Below are 14,432 nucleotides of genomic sequence, written 5' to 3'. Positions count from 1 at the left end.
TCTTTTCTTCTTCATCGGCATATCCATGACGTTTACACCTCATGATATGCCCCGCCCACGAAATCACGGATAGGTCCAAAAAAGCCCGCAATCGCGGGCTTCAGCTTACTCGCGCACCGACTGTTACGCCGGCGTGCAATCCCGCAGCATCGGGCTACCGATCAGGCGGCCATCACCTTCGCAGGTCCACGTCACCTTCTTGCCTTTCTCGAGCGACGCCGCAAGTGCTTCATGTTCTTTGCTCAAGTACGCGTTGACGGGCATGAATTCGTTACTGGACCGCAGCTTCACCACGATATTGTCGAACGCATCCTTATCGATGCTCTGAATCGTTCCGCTCACCGACAGGGCCTTGCCCTTGTATTTTTGGTCTGCGGCAACTTCGTTTTTCTCGTATGCAGTGAAGAGCGCTCCAGCGGTCACACCGACTTTCTCAACCGGCTTGGATGCCTCGCTTACCGAGTTCGAGGCAGTCGAACCGGTTGCTGCGTTCGACGCTGTCGACGTTCCCGTGGTCGGCTTCTCGCCAAAAATGGCTCCCACGATCCCGATAGCGAAAACGACACCGACGACGATGCCAAGCACTTTGAGCAGTTTCTTCATAGGTCCCTCGGATAGGTAGCGCGTTGCGCCTGTTGGAAATTGGTATAGGAGGTCATCGGCGAGTCGCATCGGCTTTCTGCCATGCTGCCCCGCCCTCGACGGCGACGCACTGCCGGCGAACACCGGCCTGCATGACGACGCTGCCTGGTGAATAGCGATCGCCGCCGTACTCGCAATGCTGCGCAGGCTCTGCGGCCTGGGCTTGCGAGGGCGTATTAGGTTGGTGCGCCCCGACATACTGCACGGCCGCAATGACAGCAGCTGCAGTTGCCACGATCGACACGGCAGGCCAAACCCATCGGTGCTGTTGTTGAGTTGGTACCGGTGCGGGCCGTGGTGCGGGTGATGGCGCTAGCGCGGAAGTCGGAGCCTGCGCCGCCACATCCACCCGAGACGGTTCGGGCGCTCGAGCCGATGCAGTGACAGCCGGCGGTACCGGAAGCTCTTGACGTGACTCGCTCGGCACGACTGATTGCGACGAGGCGGCCGTCGCCGCTTTGTCTTCCCGGTGTCCAGGCGCAGTAGGTGCCTGACCTAGCGTGCCGTTCCGTATCCAGCCGTCGAGGTACTTGATTGCCCGCTCGTACACATTGCGCGGCATCTCATCCATTCGCTCGAAGTCGAACACCGTCATGAGCCGGCGGTACACCATCAACTTATCGGTGCCCGTCTTCTCTTCGATCTCGAATGCTTTTCGCGCGATCGCATTGCGCTGCTTGTCGCTGATGAATTTCGGCACGAGCGGCTTCGATTCACTGCCGTGGAAGTGCACATTGACGTTCGTTTGCGCGCTGTTGCTCTTCACATCCCCGCCGGCGACTTGCCCGACATCACCACTGAACTTCTGATTCATTGACTTCTTTTTCTCCTACGGCTGGCCCTGCCGTGTAGTGCACTTTCGCTACAGTCAACTCTCTCGCTTCTTCTTCCGCCCTGCGCCGCTCATGTTGATTGAGAAGGGGCCTGTCACATCACCAGTGACGTGCTGCCCGACGCTAGCGCCCTGAAAATTCTGATGAACCGTCGTGGCCTTCTTGGCAGACGGTGCAGCGGTGACTGGCTGCGTCATTCCCCCGATCATGCCCAGCACGCCGGCGCGCCCCTGCGCGTCGAGCGAGCGGTATCCCGCCAACAAGACATGTTCGTCCGCCGATAGCTCCAACGTGCTGTGTTGCCCTGTCAGGACATAGAGCACGTCGACCCCAGCTTGGGCTACGGCAGACAAATACCCCCAATCAGGCGAACGATCGCCGCTCTCGTAGCGGCTTTGGGCGACGTTGGTCGTCCCTGCTCGGTCGGCAAGCTCGGCCTGTTTAAGGCCGAGCCGCTTTCGTTCCGCTTTTAAACGCTCACCAAAAATTTCCATACGGGCAAGTTTTCCGTTGCAATTTGCCAAATTGGCAATTACACTTAGCTTGTGCAAGGTTAACGAAGGGAAAGTATACCGCCATGCTTCGCAAGAAAGCTCCCATCACACGCTCTCCGCGCGGCGTCCTATCCAGCAAGCCCGTCTACATGCGGCTTATGCCGGATGAACGCCGCGCGCTAGAAGAACTGTCCACGTTTCTGAACCGGTCGACGTCGAGCGTCGCCCGTCTCATCTACCTCGAGGGCGTTGAACGGTACCGCGCCAAAGTTACCGGCTCCACGGCTCAACCGCACTCAACCTCTTTTGCCAGGCGTTGAGTCATGCAACCACCCGCCCTAATCGAACCTGCGTTGCGCCATGCGTTGCATGGTCCTAAACGTCACGAAGTACAAACAGCGCTCGGATGGGACGACTCCGAAGTCAGCCGCTTTTTGAGCGGCGGCAAGGGCATCGTCATCGACAAGATTGACACGCTAGTTGCCGCCGTTGGCTTCGTTTGTGTGACCCGCAAATATCTCGACGCTGTCGCGACCTTGGGTGAAGTCGGCATGTTCTGCCAATGCGCGCGCCAAGGTCGCGGCGAATGCAGCCGCCCGTAGGAGCATCCCGAATGAAATTGAAGTGCCATCACTGCGGCAGCCGCGCCGTCATTCGAACCAGCCGCACGCTGTCCGCTCTCGTTCGCGAGGCGTACTGCCAGTGCACGAACATCGAATGCGCGACGACCTACAAGATTCACGTCGCGACCGTCCATACGATCGCGCCGAGCCTCAATCCGAATCCGCACGTGTACGTGCCGATCGGCAAGGTTGATCGGCTTCCGACCGATTCGCGACAGCTCCCGCTGCTCGACGCCTAAGCCCTAACCCCCTTTTCGCTGAACACCCATCGCGCCCGCTCTGCGGGCGTGAGGGACTCCTTTTGCCTGAAATTTCTTGGAGGCCGTATGCAAACGCTGATCCCCGCACCGATCGCCGCACTCGCTCAATCGCTGTCCTACGACGAGCGCGTCGCCTACCTCACGAAGATCTCCGCTGCCGACGTACGCGCCGATGTGTTCGTCGCGTACGCCCGTGCCTTGGGCTTCGTCGTGTCGTGGGACCTGGCGCGCGGCACACCGGTGCTCGACTGGATGCACTGACGCAATGCGCGCGCCCCTCACCGAACTCGACCTGCGCGCGATGTGGCGCCGCCTGCGCATGGTCGGGAATTTCGACGCCCTGTGTCCGGCCGCGCGCCACGCCTTCGAATGCACGGCCAACGTATGGCGTGATCGCGAACCCGCGCCCGAGCGGCCGGCCGTCGACGGGAAACGCCGCGCCGCGAACGACTTCGACTGAACCATTCGCGCCGGCCGCCGGCGCACTCACCTGGAAACCACACCATGAAGCCCTACGTTTTCGGCATCGGCGTGCTGCTGATGCTTTCGCTCTCCCTCACCGGCGTCTACTACCTGGCCGCCGACGTGCTGCGCCTGTTCGACGTTCGGCTCGCGCGGCCGATCGCTTTTGTGATCGGTGTCGTCGCAATGATCGTCTTGGTCGCGGCGCTGGCCTGGACCGTTCCGCCGCGGGGCTGACACGATGACGAACGAGCCCACCATTCGTTACGAGCTGCTGACTTCGGCCGGCCTGCGCACTGTCGCAGGCGATCACGTCGCAATCCCGAACGACGCCGGCGCCACGTTCGGCATTCACATCGAGTCGCACCTGCACGACGGCCACCCCGATAAGTGCATCGTCACGCACCTGATATCGGGCATCCGCATCGGCCACGGCGCGACGCGTACAGCAGCCCTCGCGAACGCGACGTCGAATCTCGAACGCAACCGCAAGCGCCTGCGCACCATGCTCGACCAGGCGATCACCTCGCGCTACGAGCTGCAGCACGCCGTTCAACGCCTGCAACAGAACCATCACGACATCCTCGGAGGCGCAGCAGCATGACGCACACGACTACCCCTCACGACGCCGCACTCGCCGCTTCCATCGCGGCGGCCGCCGACGTTCTTCGCTTCGACCACGAGCCCGGCGGGCTGCAGCGCGTCGCGGTGCTCGCGCTGTTCGTCAGCATCCTCGGCGATCGCCTGGCGCTTGCCTTCCCCGCGTCGGCCGGCGCGCTCCGCGCGCTCGTCGACAGCCCCGCGACACCCGGCAATCCTGCCGCCCTCTCCCTGCATCAACCGCAACAGCAATAACGATGGCCTCGATCGACGAACTGAAACAACGCATCGACCTGCACGACCTCGCCGATCGCCTCGGCTTGAAGCGCGGTCGCGGCGGCGACCGCGCGCTGTACCACTCGCCGCAGCACGACGACAAGAGCCCGTCCCTGTCGATCTACGTGGACCACCCGAAGCACGGCACCGGCTGGCGCGACCACAGCGCCGACGTCGGCGGCTCGTGTATCGACCTAGTCATTCACACGCGCGGCGGCACGGTCGCCGACGCGGTGCGCTACCTGCACGACGCGTACGGCATCCCGCTCGACCGCCAGGCGCCGGCCGAGCGCCGTGAGAAAACGACCGTCGAATACATCGCCGATCGGTGCTTCGCCGAGCGCGACCACGTGCGCGATTACCTCATCGGCCGGGGCATTTCCGCAGCCGCGATCGACGCGGCGATCGCCGCGCGCTCGCTCGGCTTCAACACGTGGACCAGCTCGAAGATCGCCGCCGGCGAAGTCGGCCACGCCGGCCCGGCCGCCGCGTTCATCGTGCGCGCGCCTGGCGACGCGCGCGTCGTCGCCGTCGACATGCGCTACGTCGACCCCGCGCTCAACGGTGGCGTCAAAACGCAGACCCAGGGCGACAAGGCCGGCTACGGCTGGACCGCCGATCCTCGCCGGCTCGACAAGGCGAAGCGCGTGTTCATCGTCGAAAGCGCGATCAATGCGCTGTCGATCGACACGTGCGCGATGCCTGGCGCGGGCGCGCTCGCGCTGCGCGGCCTGGCGAACGTCGACGGCATCGACTTCACGTTCCTGCGCGGCAAGCAGGTCGTGATCTGTCTGGACAACGACGAGCCGTTCGCTGAGGGCCACCCGCGCGCCGGCCGCCGCCCTGGGCCGGAAGCCGCCTGGGCGCTCTACGAACGGCTCACGGCGCTGAACATCAGCGCCGTGCTCGTCGACCAGGCGAATTGGTTCGCGGACCTCGCGGACGGTGAGAAGGCCGTCAAGCCGATCAACGACGTGAACGACTACCTGCAACTGCGCGGCCCGGCCGATCTGCAGCGCGCACTCGACCAGCTCGAGCCGTGGCTTATCGCCGGCCTCGCCGGCGACGCCACACGTCGTGGCCGGCCGCGCATCTTCCTGCCGTCGCACGACTTCGCGCAGTACTGGCGTTTCCGCGTCCGGCCGGACTTCACCAGCTACATCACGAAGATGGACAAGAACGAGGAAAGCGGCGTCGAGACGCCCGTCATGACGGACCTGTGCGGCTTCCGCATCGCCGGCATCAGCCGCGTGTCCGTGGCGAGCGCGACGTCGACGATGACGGGCGACGCTGACCAGGCACCGACCGTCTATTTCGCCGTGTCCGTGCAGGCGCCGCGCCACGGCGCGCAGCTCGTGCGCCGCGTGATGCTCGACGACCAGCTCCACAACGTCGACCAGTGGGGCAAGTTCGGCCCGATCTGGGCGCCGGCGCCGTTCAAGCGTATGGTCAACATCCTCGAGCGCGGTGCCGACCTCGGCGCGCGCCAGGCCGCAAACTTCGTCGGGCTCGCCTGGCGCGACGGCCGCCTGATCGTCAACGAAGGCCCGGACTGCTACTTCACCGAAGCCGACAAGCAGTGCCCGTATCACAACCTGACGTTCCCGACCGGCCCGGCCAGTGACGCGCGCCGCGTCATCGCCGCGTACCAGGCCACGTTCAAACAGAACGCCGCGACGATTCCGCTCGTATGGGCGCTCGGTGGCCACCTGAAGGCGTTGCTCGGTTTCTGGCCGCACATCACGATCCAGGCGAACAAAGGCGCCGGCAAGTCGACGCTCATCAAGCGCCTCGAGCGCTCGCTCGCGTTCACGATGTTTTCCGGACAGTCGCTGCAGACCGAGTTCCGCCTGCTGACCAGCATCAGCCATACGAGCCATCCGGTCGGATGGGAAGAGCTGTCCGCGCGCCGGCAGGACGTGATCGACAAGGCCGTCGGCCTGCTGCAGGAGAACTACCAGTACACCGTGACACGTCGCGGCACCGACATGACGGAATACCTGTTGTGCGCGCCCGTGATGCTGGCCGGCGAAGACGTGCCCGTGCGCAGCCTGCTCGGCAAACTCGTGCGCACGACGCTGACCGGCAAGCGCGGCCCGCTGATGCCGGACGATCTGCCGCGCTTCCCGGTTCGGCAGTGGCTCGAATTCCTCGCCGGCCTGGACAAGCGCGCCGTGTCCGACCAGTACGCGACGCTGCGCGACAAGGCGCTGGCCAACTGCCGCGCGAGCGGCGAGGACGACGGCGCGAAGCGGATGGCCGGCAACTATGCGGCCGTCGCGCTCGCCTGGCGCTACCTGTGCGAGTTCGCCGGCATGGATCCGAGCGAAGGAGACTTCCCGCGCGACCTGCTCGCCGAAATGAACGGTCACATCGCCGAGACGAGCGCCGATCGCGAGCCGTGGGTCTGGATCATGGAAACCGTGCTGTCGGAGATCGACGGCGGCAATTACAAGCACCCGTACACGTTCGACATGGTCGACGGCGAGTTCTGCCTGCTGATGCGCACGGGCCACGTGATGGACCACATCGCCCACACGAGCGCGCTGCGCGACAAATGGAACGGCCTACCGGTGAAATCCGACCGCGTGTTCAAGGCGCAGCTTAAGCACGCCGGCGTCGTCGTCGGCGAGAAGGAAGTCGAACGTCGCATCTACACGCGCCGCGTGCCGTACCTCACGCCGATTTCGCTCGAACGCCTGGCCGGCTTCGGTCTGCACGTATCCGTCCGCGAAGACCTGGCCACCGACGCGACCGAGCAGCGGGGTCGAGCATGACCCGCTCTCAGCCGATGCGGCCGCCGTGCGGCCGTACCCCTTCCCTCATTCTTTCCGGCCGCGCAGCGGCCCTGTATTCGGGTTTCCGGTGCGTGCGTCGATGCGCGCAGCAATCGGCGCACGTCGTCACGCGGCCGCCGTGCTGTCCGGTTCCCCCCGTACCCCCGCAAGTCGAAACGGCCGAGCAACTACGCGGGCCTTGAGGGAGAGGGGGCGCGCGGGCCGGTTTTTCCACCGGGAACGGGCAGGCAGCGCACGCGAATCGTGGTTTTCGGGGCTGTCCGCTCGTAAGTCTTTGATTGTTGAGAAGAGTGCCACCATGAATCGCATTGGAATTGCCACTAGTCGGGGCGTTTTTGCCACTAGTCCGGTTTTTGCGCCGGCCGCCGCCGTCCCATTTTCTCTTCTCTCTAATTCATTGAAAAAGAAGAAGAAAGAATACGTAGAAGGGGCGGAAATTGACCGAAAAGCCATGCCACGAGTCGCGCGCGTTTTGCCACGAGTCGCGGGCGCTGCCTATTTATTAGGCCACGAGTCGGAAGGGGGTGCCACGGGTTTTTCATGGCAACTAGTGGCGCGCACAACCATTAAAAATCAAAGACTTATGAGAATTTTTCGCATGAACCACGAGTCCACGAGTTGCGCTGCGTGTCCCCTCTTTACGCACTGAAAATCACCATGCAAGAATATTCAGGCCGTGGCCCGCAGCGCGGCGCCGGCGCGTATCTGGGCCGACAAGAACTGCGCGAACTCACCGGCACGCCGCAGCGCGCGCGCCAGATCCTGTGGCTCGCTCAACAGGGATGGCCGCATGTCGTCGACGTGCACGGCCGCGTGTTGGTCGCACGCGCTTATCACGACAAGCAGATGGGCATCATCGAATCGAAACACGCACGCGCTCCGCAACCTGCGACGCCGGCATCGCTTAACCTCGGCGCCGTGTGATGGGTCGCAAGGCACAAACCTCGGGGGCAATCCCGCGCTTGCGGTCGCGCAAAAACGCAGATGGGAGACTGCGCTACTACTACGACCACGGCGTGGTCGACGGTCGGCGGTTTCTCGAGCCTCTCGGCACCGACCGCGTCGTCGCGCTTCAACGATGGGCCGAGTTGGAAGGCCGGCGCGCGCCGGCGTCCGAAGCAACGCGGCACACGTTCGCGATGCTCGAGCAGGCATACCGCCAGCGCGAGCTGTCGCAGAAATCAGCGGCAACGCAACGCATGTATGACCTGTTCCTGTCGAGACTGGCAGCCGTCATCGGTGATCGCGAACTCGACACGCTCACGCCGGCCGACGTGGCAGCAATCTGGCGAGCGACGTCGGAAAAGCGCGGCGTCGTGACAGCGAACCGCACGAAGGCTGTGCTGTCGCTCGTCCTAAACTGCGGCCGGCTGTGGGACATGATGACGATCGCGAATCCATGCGCAGGGGTACGCGGGAAGAAGGAGGCGGGCCGCCAGGACATCCTCATCGACGACGAGCTGTATGCATCGGTCTATGCGGTCGCCGACCAGCCGCTTCGCAATGCGATGGACCTGGCCGATCTCTGTGCACAACGCCCGTCCGATATCCTGGGTGTTTTGCGATCGAACATCGTGAAAGGCAACCTGATCTTCCGCACCCGCAAGACCGGCGCTTTCGTGACCATCCAGATCACGGGCGAGCTCGCGGCCCTGATCGACCGACTGCTCGCATGGCGTGGCTCAAAGGTCGACGTCTCGCCGTATCTGCTGCGCGATGAAGAAGGCTATCCGCTCACGAAGGGCAAGCTGCGGTCGCGCTTCGACAAGGCGCGCGAACTGGCCGGCATCGAGAAGGCGAAATTTCAGTTCCGCGACCTTCGCGCGCGCGGCGTAACGCACAAGACGATCGACGAAGGGCTCGAAGCAGGGCAACGCTTGGCAGGCCACAGCGGACCAGGCATGACAGCGCGCTACGTGCGCGGTGCTCGCCCCGTAAAGCCGTCGCGCTGATCAGCTTGTTGCCGGCGCCGACGTCCTGGCAGCATCGGTGCGCGGCGTTGTAGCGCGTCGAGCAGGAACAACAGCCCGCGCTTCAGTGGGCTCGCGACAGGCTTCTCGACGGCGATGTGCACCAGCAGCGCAGCCCCGATCGCCGCAACGATCATCGCCCAAAACATCACCCCCTGGTCGACGGCCTGGCCGACTTGATTGAACAGCATGTAGCCGACGTTCTGGTGGATCAAGTACAGCGGATAGCTGACCGCACCGAACCAGACCCATCGAGGGCTGGCAAGAATTGGCACGCAGCGCAATGCGAGCGCGAGCATCACAACGAAGAACGAGGTCATCACGACCGCCACGATAGCTGGATTCAGCCCCTTCCCGAAGTTCTCGCCGAAGAACGGCAGAAGCTGGAATTCGTGGTACAGCGAAAGCGCCCAGGCAGCGCAAACGAGCGCGACACGCGATCGCGACAGACCCCGCGCACGGATGAGAAAGCACGCGGCGCCGGCGATGAAGAAGCCGGCGTAGTCGGTCACCAGGAAGCTCTTGAGCTTGATGAATGGGAACAACTCCACCAGCACCGTAGCAATCAGCCAGGCAAACAGCCAGCGTTCTGCCCGATGGATCTGGCCGATGATGAGCAAAATTCCGACAAGGCGATAGAACCGCAGCTCCGCGCCGAGTGACCAGTACGCGCCGTCGATAGGATCGGCGCCGAATCCGCCGCCGAGCGTGACCATGTTCACGATGTATTGCGGCCACGTCGCGACGAATCGATCGCCGCCGATCGCGAGCGTCACGAGAAACGTGATCGTGCAGCAGACCCAGAAGGCGGGCAGCAAGCGCGACGCGCGCGACGCAATGAACCGTTTGATACTCCCGTCGCCCGCCGTCATCAGGATCACGAAGCCGCTGATCATAAAAAACAGGTGCACGCCAAGGAAACCATACTGAGCGACCGGCTCGAGCATCGGATAGTGCATCGTCGTCAGATCGTCACCCGCATGGCCTCGGAACGCGTAGTGAAAGAACACGACGGCGACCGCGGCAACAAAGCGGAGTAGGTCAAGCTCGGGAATACGGGAAAACTTCACGGTCTGGTGTTGTTGGATTTGTCGTTGTGGACTGCGCCGGCCCGGCAACAGTTTGACCTCGCACGCCGGTCTATTCGTGCGCGCCCGCTATGTTAAACGAGCTGGTCTGCGAGCACCGCCGCACCGTTTTGGAAACGTGAGGGGTGTTTTGGAAACGCGAAGGGGCTACGCAAACATCGCGTAACCCCTTGCTGGATATGGTGCCGGCTGCAGGACTCGAACCCGCCACCTGATGATTACAAATCAACTGCTCTACCAGATGAGCTAAGCCGGCGTAAGCGCGAGATTCTACCTCATTTCACGATCTTGAGGCGAGGTCTGCTGCCACCTTTCGAGCCGTCGCCGTCGGTTTTCGGCGGTTCGTCGGCCCCTTCGGACGGCTCCTCGTTCGCGCCGACATCGACGACAGGCGTCAACACGGCAGGCGAGTCGTCACGCGGCGCCTCATCGGCCGGCGCGGCATCGTCTTCGAACGCACCCGAATCCTCGCCCTCACCCGCCACAGCATCGACCTGAAACGCCATCCCTTGCCCGTTCTCCCGCGCGTAGATCGCGAGCACGTTGGCCACCGGAATCTCGATCTTGTGCGCCTTCCCGGAGAACCGGGCGGTGAACTCGATCCACTCGTTACCCATCTGCAGCTGGCTCGTCGCCTCGAAGCTGATGTTGAGCACGATCTCGCCGTCACGCACGAACTGACGCGGCACGCGCGTCGAGTTGTCGACCCTCACCGCGATGTGCGGCGTGTAACCGTTATCGGTGCACCACTCGTACAGCGCGCGCAGCAGATAGGGCTTCGTTGAAATCTCTTGCATCACAATCCTCGAACCCGGAGCGGGCACGCGGCACGCCGCGCCGCCCGCTCCGTCATGCCTTCATTGCATCATCAACGACGCATGACCTTTTCGGACGGCGTCAGTGCTTCGATATAGGCCGGGCGGCTGAAGATCCGCTCGGCATACTTCATCAGCGGCGCGGCGTTCTTCGACAGCTCGATGCCGTAGTGATCCAGACGCCACAGAAGCGGCGCGATCGCGACGTCGAGCATCGAGAACTCCTCGCCGAGCATGTACTTGTTCTTCACGAAGATCGGCGCGAGCTGCGTCAGGCGATCGCGGATCGCGAGGCGTGCCTTCTCGTGATTCTTCTCCGCTGCCTTGCCCTTCTCGTTCTCGAGCGTGCTGACGTGAACGAACAGCTCCTTCTCGAAGTTGAGCAGGAACAGGCGTGCACGTGCGCGCTGCACCGGGTCGGCCGGCATCAGTTGCGGGTGCGGGAAGCGCTCGTCGATGTATTCGTTGATGATGTTCGATTCGTACAGAATCAGGTCGCGCTCGACCAGAATCGGCACCTGACCGTACGGGTTCATCACCGAGATGTCTTCCGGCTTGTTGAACAGGTCGACGTCACGGATCTCGAAATCCATGCCCTTCTCGAACAGCACCAGCCGGCAACGCTGGGAGAACGGGCAAGTTGTGCCGGAATACAGAACCATCATATTTGCGTTTCCTCAAAAAAGCCGAGGGCCGGCACGCGGCGCAACCCCTTTCACGGGTTCCGCCTTGCGCCGGCCCCACGCCGGTCAGGCGTGTTTACTTGATATCTTTCCAGTACGCGGCATTGAGCCGCCAGGCCAGGAAAGTCAGGACACCGAGAAAGATCAGCACCCACACGCCGAGGCGTTTGCGGGTCTGCTGGGCCGGCTCGGACATCCATGTCATATAGGCCACCAGGTCGGCCACCGCAGCGTCATAGTCCGGCGGCGACAACGTCCCCGGCGTGACCTGCTGGAAGCCGACGAGCGTGTGGACCTTCTCGCCCGTCTCCTCGTCCGTCTTGTCTTCGAATTTGGCAGTGCGCTGCCCCTGCAGTTGCCACAATACATGAGGCATGCCGACGTTCTCGAACACCGCGTTGTTCCAGCCGGTCGGCCGCGTATCGTCGCGGTAGAAACTCCGCAGATACGTGTACAGCCAGTCGCGGCTGCGCGCCCGCTCCTCGACCGACAGGTCGGGTGGCATGGTGCCGAGCCAGTTCTTCGCGTCTTCGGGCCGCATCGCGACGGACATCGTGTTCCCAACCTTGTCGGTCGTGAACAGGAGATTCGTTTCGATCTCCTTCTGGGATATGCCCAGATCCGTCAGACGGTTGTAGCGCATCAGGTTCGCGCTGTGGCAGTTCAGGCAATAGTTTACAAACAATTGCGCGCCGTGCTGAAGCGAAACGAGATTTTCCGTGTTATCGGGCGCCCGGTCGAGCGGAAAATTACCTTCCGCGCGCACGGCCGGCGCCCCCAGCAGCGCGACGGCCGTCGCCCCGATCAGCGCGAGCGTCGAAAGCAGTTTCTTCATGTCGTTCTCTCCTCGCTCACATTAATGGGGCTTGAAGCGCACCCGCTCCGGCGGCTGCTTGAACGTGCCAAGCGGCGTCCAGACGGGCATGCCGAGGAAGAACGCGAAGTAGATCAGCGCGCAGCCCTGCGCAATCAGCGTCGAGACCGGCGATGGCGGCCGTGTGCCGAGGAACGCGAGGGTGAGGAACGCCACGACGAAGATCCCGAGGAACACCTTGTGGAACAGCGGCCGGTAGCGGATCGACTTCACCGGGCTGCGGTCGAGCCACGGCAGGAAGAACAGCGTGATCACCGCCGAGCCCATCACGACGACGCCCCAGAACTTCGACTCCGTCAGGAACATGAACACGACGATGGCCGCGGCCAGTACCGGCAGGCCGACCTTCCACTTGCCGCGCGCGCGGATCAGCGCGAGCACGCCCAGCAGTGCGATCACGATCATCAGCACGATCTTGAACGGGTCGGTGGTCGCGCGCAGCATCGCGTAGAACGCAGTGAAGTACCAGACCGGCGCGATCTCGGGCGGCGTCTGCAGCGGGTTCGCCGGGACGAAGTTGTTCGACTCGAGGAAGTAACCGCCCATCTCCGGCGAGAAGAACACGATCAGCGCGAACACCATCAAGAACACGCAGACCCCGAAGAAGTCGTGCACCGAGTAGTACGGATGGAACGGGATGCCGTCGAGCGGAACACCGTTCGCATCCTTCTTCGCCTTGATCTCGATGCCGTCCGGGTTATTCGACCCCACTTCGTGCAGCGCGACGAGGTGCGCGATCACGAGACCGACCAGCACGAGCGGAATCGCGATCACGTGGAACGCGAAGAAGCGGTTCAGCGTGACGTCGGACACGACGTAGTCGCCGCGGATCCACAGCGACAGGTCCGGGCCGACGAACGGAATCGCCGAGAACAGGTTCACGATCACCTGCGCGCCCCAGAACGACATCTGGCCCCACGGCAGCAGGTAGCCGAAGAACGCCTCGGCCATCAGACATAGGAAGATCGCGCAGCCGAAGATCCACACAAGCTCGCGCGGCTTGCGATACGACCCGTACATCAGCCCGCGGAACATGTGCAGGTACACGACGACGAAGAACATCGATGCACCGGTCGAGTGCATGTAGCGGATCAGCCAGCCCCACGGCACCTCGCGCATGATGTACTCGACCGACGCGAACGCGAGCGTCGAGTCGGGCTTGTAGTTCATCGTCAGGAAGATGCCCGTGACGATCTGGTTGACGAGCACCAGCAGCGCGAGGGAGCCGAAGAAGTACCAGAAGTTGAAGTTCTTCGGCGCGTAGTACTCGGAAACGTGCTTCTTCCAGGTGGACGTGAGCGGGAAGCGCTGGTCGATCCAGCCGGTGAGACCTGTGGTGGAGACTTCCTTGTTGTCGACGGCCATCACGCTTCTCCTTTCTCGTCCTTGCCGATCACGAGGGTCGTCGCCGACGTGAACATGTAGGGCGGGATGTCGAGATTCTGAGGCGCCGGCTTGTTCTTGAATACGCGACCGGCGAGGTCGTAGGTCGAACCGTGGCACGGGCACAGGAAACCGCCCGGCCAGTCGTCCGGCAGGTTCGGCTGCGGACCGGGCGTGAAGCGTTGGCTAGGCGTGCAGCCGAGGTGCGTGCAGACGGCCATCACGACGAGAATGTTCTTGCGATCGGTGCGCGCGCGATATTCGTTCGCGCAATACGCGGGCAACGGCATCGAATACGGGGATTTCGTGGTCGGATCGGCCACTTCCTTGTCGGCCTTGACCACATCGGCCAGCATCGAATCGGTGCGATTCAGGATCCAGACGGGCTTGCCGCGCCACGGCACCGTGACCATCTCGCCGGGCTTCAGGCCGCTGATGTCGACCTCGACCGGCGCACCGGCCGCTTTCGCTCTCGCGGACGGCGCAAGCGACGCCGCGAAAGGTACAACGGTGGCTACACCTCCCACGCCACCTGCTACGGATGTCGCAATCAGCCAGGTACGGCGGCCGCTGTCGACGCGTTTCTCTTCCTTGTCTCGCATCACACGCCCCACTTCTGAGTTGGATTTTC

The 14,432-nt window shown here is 63.2% G+C and carries 20 protein-coding genes and 1 tRNA gene; 11 read left to right on the top strand and 10 right to left on the bottom strand.

Annotated elements, in window-relative coordinates; all coding sequences use genetic code 11:
- Positions 1 to 123: 123 nt before the first annotated feature.
- From SB786_RS33560 to SB786_RS33550, 3 genes are read right to left on the bottom strand one after another with little or no spacing between them, the layout of a single operon-like run.
- The gene (locus tag SB786_RS33560) at positions 124 to 603 is read right to left on the bottom strand and encodes an OB-fold protein (protein WP_410731198.1); all 480 of its coding nucleotides are present in this window, start codon (positions 601 to 603) and stop codon (positions 124 to 126) included.
- A 52-nt stretch (positions 604 to 655) separates the two neighbouring features.
- Complete coding sequence (locus SB786_RS33555) at positions 656 to 1,456, bottom strand: alpha/beta hydrolase (RefSeq protein ID WP_410731197.1); 801 nt, start codon at positions 1,454 to 1,456, stop codon at positions 656 to 658.
- Positions 1,457 to 1,510: 54 nt separating this feature from the next.
- A complete protein-coding gene (locus SB786_RS33550; protein WP_006757083.1) occupies positions 1,511 to 1,969 on the bottom strand; it encodes a helix-turn-helix domain-containing protein in 459 nt (152 codons plus the stop codon).
- A gap of 83 nt (positions 1,970 to 2,052) precedes the next feature.
- Here SB786_RS33550 and SB786_RS33545 point away from each other — a divergent pair, with 83 nt between their 5' ends.
- The 11 genes from SB786_RS33545 (at position 2,053) to SB786_RS33495 (ending at position 8,940) form a co-directional block, all read left to right on the top strand.
- The gene (locus SB786_RS33545; RefSeq protein ID WP_081472749.1) at positions 2,053 to 2,289 is read left to right on the top strand and encodes a hypothetical protein; all 237 of its coding nucleotides are present in this window, start codon (positions 2,053 to 2,055) and stop codon (positions 2,287 to 2,289) included.
- Positions 2,290 to 2,292: 3 nt separating this feature from the next.
- Positions 2,293 to 2,571 (top strand): hypothetical protein, encoded by a 279-nt coding sequence (locus tag SB786_RS33540; protein ID WP_006757082.1) that lies wholly within the window; start codon positions 2,293 to 2,295, stop codon positions 2,569 to 2,571.
- A gap of 11 nt (positions 2,572 to 2,582) precedes the next feature.
- Positions 2,583 to 2,831 (top strand): ogr/Delta-like zinc finger family protein, encoded by a 249-nt coding sequence (locus SB786_RS33535; protein ID WP_006757081.1) that lies wholly within the window; start codon positions 2,583 to 2,585, stop codon positions 2,829 to 2,831.
- Between the two features lie 87 nt (positions 2,832 to 2,918).
- Positions 2,919 to 3,113 (top strand): hypothetical protein, encoded by a 195-nt coding sequence (locus SB786_RS33530; protein ID WP_006757080.1) that lies wholly within the window; start codon positions 2,919 to 2,921, stop codon positions 3,111 to 3,113.
- A gap of 4 nt (positions 3,114 to 3,117) precedes the next feature.
- Positions 3,118 to 3,312: a hypothetical protein gene (locus SB786_RS33525; protein ID WP_410731196.1), complete on the top strand. Its 195-nt coding sequence runs from the start codon at positions 3,118 to 3,120 to the stop codon at positions 3,310 to 3,312.
- A gap of 44 nt (positions 3,313 to 3,356) precedes the next feature.
- Positions 3,357 to 3,551 (top strand): hypothetical protein, encoded by a 195-nt coding sequence (locus SB786_RS33520; RefSeq protein ID WP_410731195.1) that lies wholly within the window; start codon positions 3,357 to 3,359, stop codon positions 3,549 to 3,551.
- A 4-nt stretch (positions 3,552 to 3,555) separates the two neighbouring features.
- Complete coding sequence (locus tag SB786_RS33515) at positions 3,556 to 3,918, top strand: hypothetical protein (protein ID WP_410731194.1); 363 nt, start codon at positions 3,556 to 3,558, stop codon at positions 3,916 to 3,918.
- The gene (locus SB786_RS33510) at positions 3,915 to 4,169 is read left to right on the top strand and encodes a hypothetical protein (RefSeq protein ID WP_410731193.1); all 255 of its coding nucleotides are present in this window, start codon (positions 3,915 to 3,917) and stop codon (positions 4,167 to 4,169) included. Before SB786_RS33515 ends, SB786_RS33510 begins: the two co-directional genes overlap by 4 nt.
- Before the next feature lie 2 nt (positions 4,170 to 4,171).
- Positions 4,172 to 6,967 carry a toprim domain-containing protein gene (locus tag SB786_RS33505; RefSeq protein WP_410731192.1) on the top strand — a complete coding sequence of 932 codons (2,796 nt, stop codon included), beginning with the start codon at positions 4,172 to 4,174 and terminating at the stop codon, positions 6,965 to 6,967.
- Between the two features lie 678 nt (positions 6,968 to 7,645).
- Entirely contained in the window at positions 7,646 to 7,912 is a 267-nt protein-coding gene (locus SB786_RS33500) for a DUF4224 domain-containing protein (protein ID WP_410731191.1), read from the top strand.
- 38 nt (positions 7,913 to 7,950) lie between these two features.
- Positions 7,951 to 8,940 carry a tyrosine-type recombinase/integrase gene (locus tag SB786_RS33495; protein WP_410731190.1) on the top strand — a complete coding sequence of 330 codons (990 nt, stop codon included), beginning with the start codon at positions 7,951 to 7,953 and terminating at the stop codon, positions 8,938 to 8,940.
- Here SB786_RS33495 and SB786_RS33490 read toward each other — a convergent pair.
- From SB786_RS33490 to petA, 7 genes are all read right to left on the bottom strand, one after another.
- Entirely contained in the window at positions 8,901 to 10,028 is a 1,128-nt protein-coding gene (locus SB786_RS33490; RefSeq protein WP_410731189.1) for an acyltransferase family protein, read from the bottom strand. The genes SB786_RS33495 and SB786_RS33490 overlap by 40 nt on opposite strands.
- Positions 10,029 to 10,226: 198 nt before the next feature.
- Positions 10,227 to 10,302 (bottom strand) — tRNA-Thr (locus tag SB786_RS33485).
- 19 nt (positions 10,303 to 10,321) lie between these two features.
- A complete protein-coding gene (locus tag SB786_RS33480; protein WP_410731188.1) occupies positions 10,322 to 10,843 on the bottom strand; it encodes a ClpXP protease specificity-enhancing factor in 522 nt (173 codons plus the stop codon).
- Between the two features lie 71 nt (positions 10,844 to 10,914).
- On the bottom strand, positions 10,915 to 11,526 hold the full coding sequence (locus SB786_RS33475; RefSeq protein WP_006400565.1) for a glutathione S-transferase N-terminal domain-containing protein: 612 nt from the start codon (positions 11,524 to 11,526) through the stop codon (positions 10,915 to 10,917).
- Positions 11,527 to 11,620: 94 nt separating this feature from the next.
- Positions 11,621 to 12,379 carry a cytochrome c1 gene (locus SB786_RS33470; RefSeq protein WP_410731187.1) on the bottom strand — a complete coding sequence of 253 codons (759 nt, stop codon included), beginning with the start codon at positions 12,377 to 12,379 and terminating at the stop codon, positions 11,621 to 11,623.
- Between the two features lie 21 nt (positions 12,380 to 12,400).
- A complete protein-coding gene (locus SB786_RS33465; RefSeq protein WP_410731186.1) occupies positions 12,401 to 13,783 on the bottom strand; it encodes a cytochrome b in 1,383 nt (460 codons plus the stop codon).
- Positions 13,783 to 14,403: a ubiquinol-cytochrome c reductase iron-sulfur subunit gene (petA, locus tag SB786_RS33460; protein ID WP_175758682.1), complete on the bottom strand. Its 621-nt coding sequence runs from the start codon at positions 14,401 to 14,403 to the stop codon at positions 13,783 to 13,785. Before petA ends, SB786_RS33465 begins: the two co-directional genes overlap by 1 nt.
- Positions 14,404 to 14,432: the final 29 nt, after the last annotated feature.

It is taken from the genome of Burkholderia sp. SIMBA_062, from assembly GCF_046534765.1.
Lineage (GTDB): Bacteria > Pseudomonadota > Gammaproteobacteria > Burkholderiales > Burkholderiaceae > Burkholderia > Burkholderia ambifaria.
The sequence above is the reverse complement of the archived record's forward strand: the minus strand, read 5'-3'. Positions and strand labels throughout refer to the sequence as shown.

What these genes read in the sequence shown, in the direction of transcription:
- SB786_RS33500 (WP_410731191.1), top strand. Translation starts at nt 7,646, where the DNA reads ATGCAAGAATATTCAGGCCGTGGCCCGCAGCGCGGCGCCGGCGCGTAT.
- SB786_RS33555 (WP_410731197.1), bottom strand. Translation starts at nt 1,456, where the DNA reads ATGAATCAGAAGTTCAGTGGTGATGTCGGGCAAGTCGCCGGCGGGGAT.
- petA (WP_175758682.1), bottom strand. Translation starts at nt 14,403, where the DNA reads ATGCGAGACAAGGAAGAGAAACGCGTCGACAGCGGCCGCCGTACCTGG.
- SB786_RS33560 (WP_410731198.1), bottom strand. Translation starts at nt 603, where the DNA reads ATGAAGAAACTGCTCAAAGTGCTTGGCATCGTCGTCGGTGTCGTTTTC.
- SB786_RS33540 (WP_006757082.1), top strand. Translation starts at nt 2,293, where the DNA reads ATGCAACCACCCGCCCTAATCGAACCTGCGTTGCGCCATGCGTTGCAT.
- SB786_RS33545 (WP_081472749.1), top strand. Translation starts at nt 2,053, where the DNA reads ATGCTTCGCAAGAAAGCTCCCATCACACGCTCTCCGCGCGGCGTCCTA.
- SB786_RS33465 (WP_410731186.1), bottom strand. Translation starts at nt 13,783, where the DNA reads ATGGCCGTCGACAACAAGGAAGTCTCCACCACAGGTCTCACCGGCTGG.
- SB786_RS33520 (WP_410731195.1), top strand. Translation starts at nt 3,357, where the DNA reads ATGAAGCCCTACGTTTTCGGCATCGGCGTGCTGCTGATGCTTTCGCTC.
- SB786_RS33475 (WP_006400565.1), bottom strand. Translation starts at nt 11,526, where the DNA reads ATGATGGTTCTGTATTCCGGCACAACTTGCCCGTTCTCCCAGCGTTGC.
- SB786_RS33480 (WP_410731188.1), bottom strand. Translation starts at nt 10,843, where the DNA reads ATGCAAGAGATTTCAACGAAGCCCTATCTGCTGCGCGCGCTGTACGAG.
- SB786_RS33515 (WP_410731194.1), top strand. Translation starts at nt 3,556, where the DNA reads ATGACGAACGAGCCCACCATTCGTTACGAGCTGCTGACTTCGGCCGGC.
- SB786_RS33510 (WP_410731193.1), top strand. Translation starts at nt 3,915, where the DNA reads ATGACGCACACGACTACCCCTCACGACGCCGCACTCGCCGCTTCCATC.
- SB786_RS33525 (WP_410731196.1), top strand. Translation starts at nt 3,118, where the DNA reads ATGCGCGCGCCCCTCACCGAACTCGACCTGCGCGCGATGTGGCGCCGC.
- SB786_RS33470 (WP_410731187.1), bottom strand. Translation starts at nt 12,379, where the DNA reads ATGAAGAAACTGCTTTCGACGCTCGCGCTGATCGGGGCGACGGCCGTC.
- SB786_RS33535 (WP_006757081.1), top strand. Translation starts at nt 2,583, where the DNA reads ATGAAATTGAAGTGCCATCACTGCGGCAGCCGCGCCGTCATTCGAACC.
- SB786_RS33550 (WP_006757083.1), bottom strand. Translation starts at nt 1,969, where the DNA reads ATGGAAATTTTTGGTGAGCGTTTAAAAGCGGAACGAAAGCGGCTCGGC.
- SB786_RS33530 (WP_006757080.1), top strand. Translation starts at nt 2,919, where the DNA reads ATGCAAACGCTGATCCCCGCACCGATCGCCGCACTCGCTCAATCGCTG.
- SB786_RS33505 (WP_410731192.1), top strand. Translation starts at nt 4,172, where the DNA reads ATGGCCTCGATCGACGAACTGAAACAACGCATCGACCTGCACGACCTC.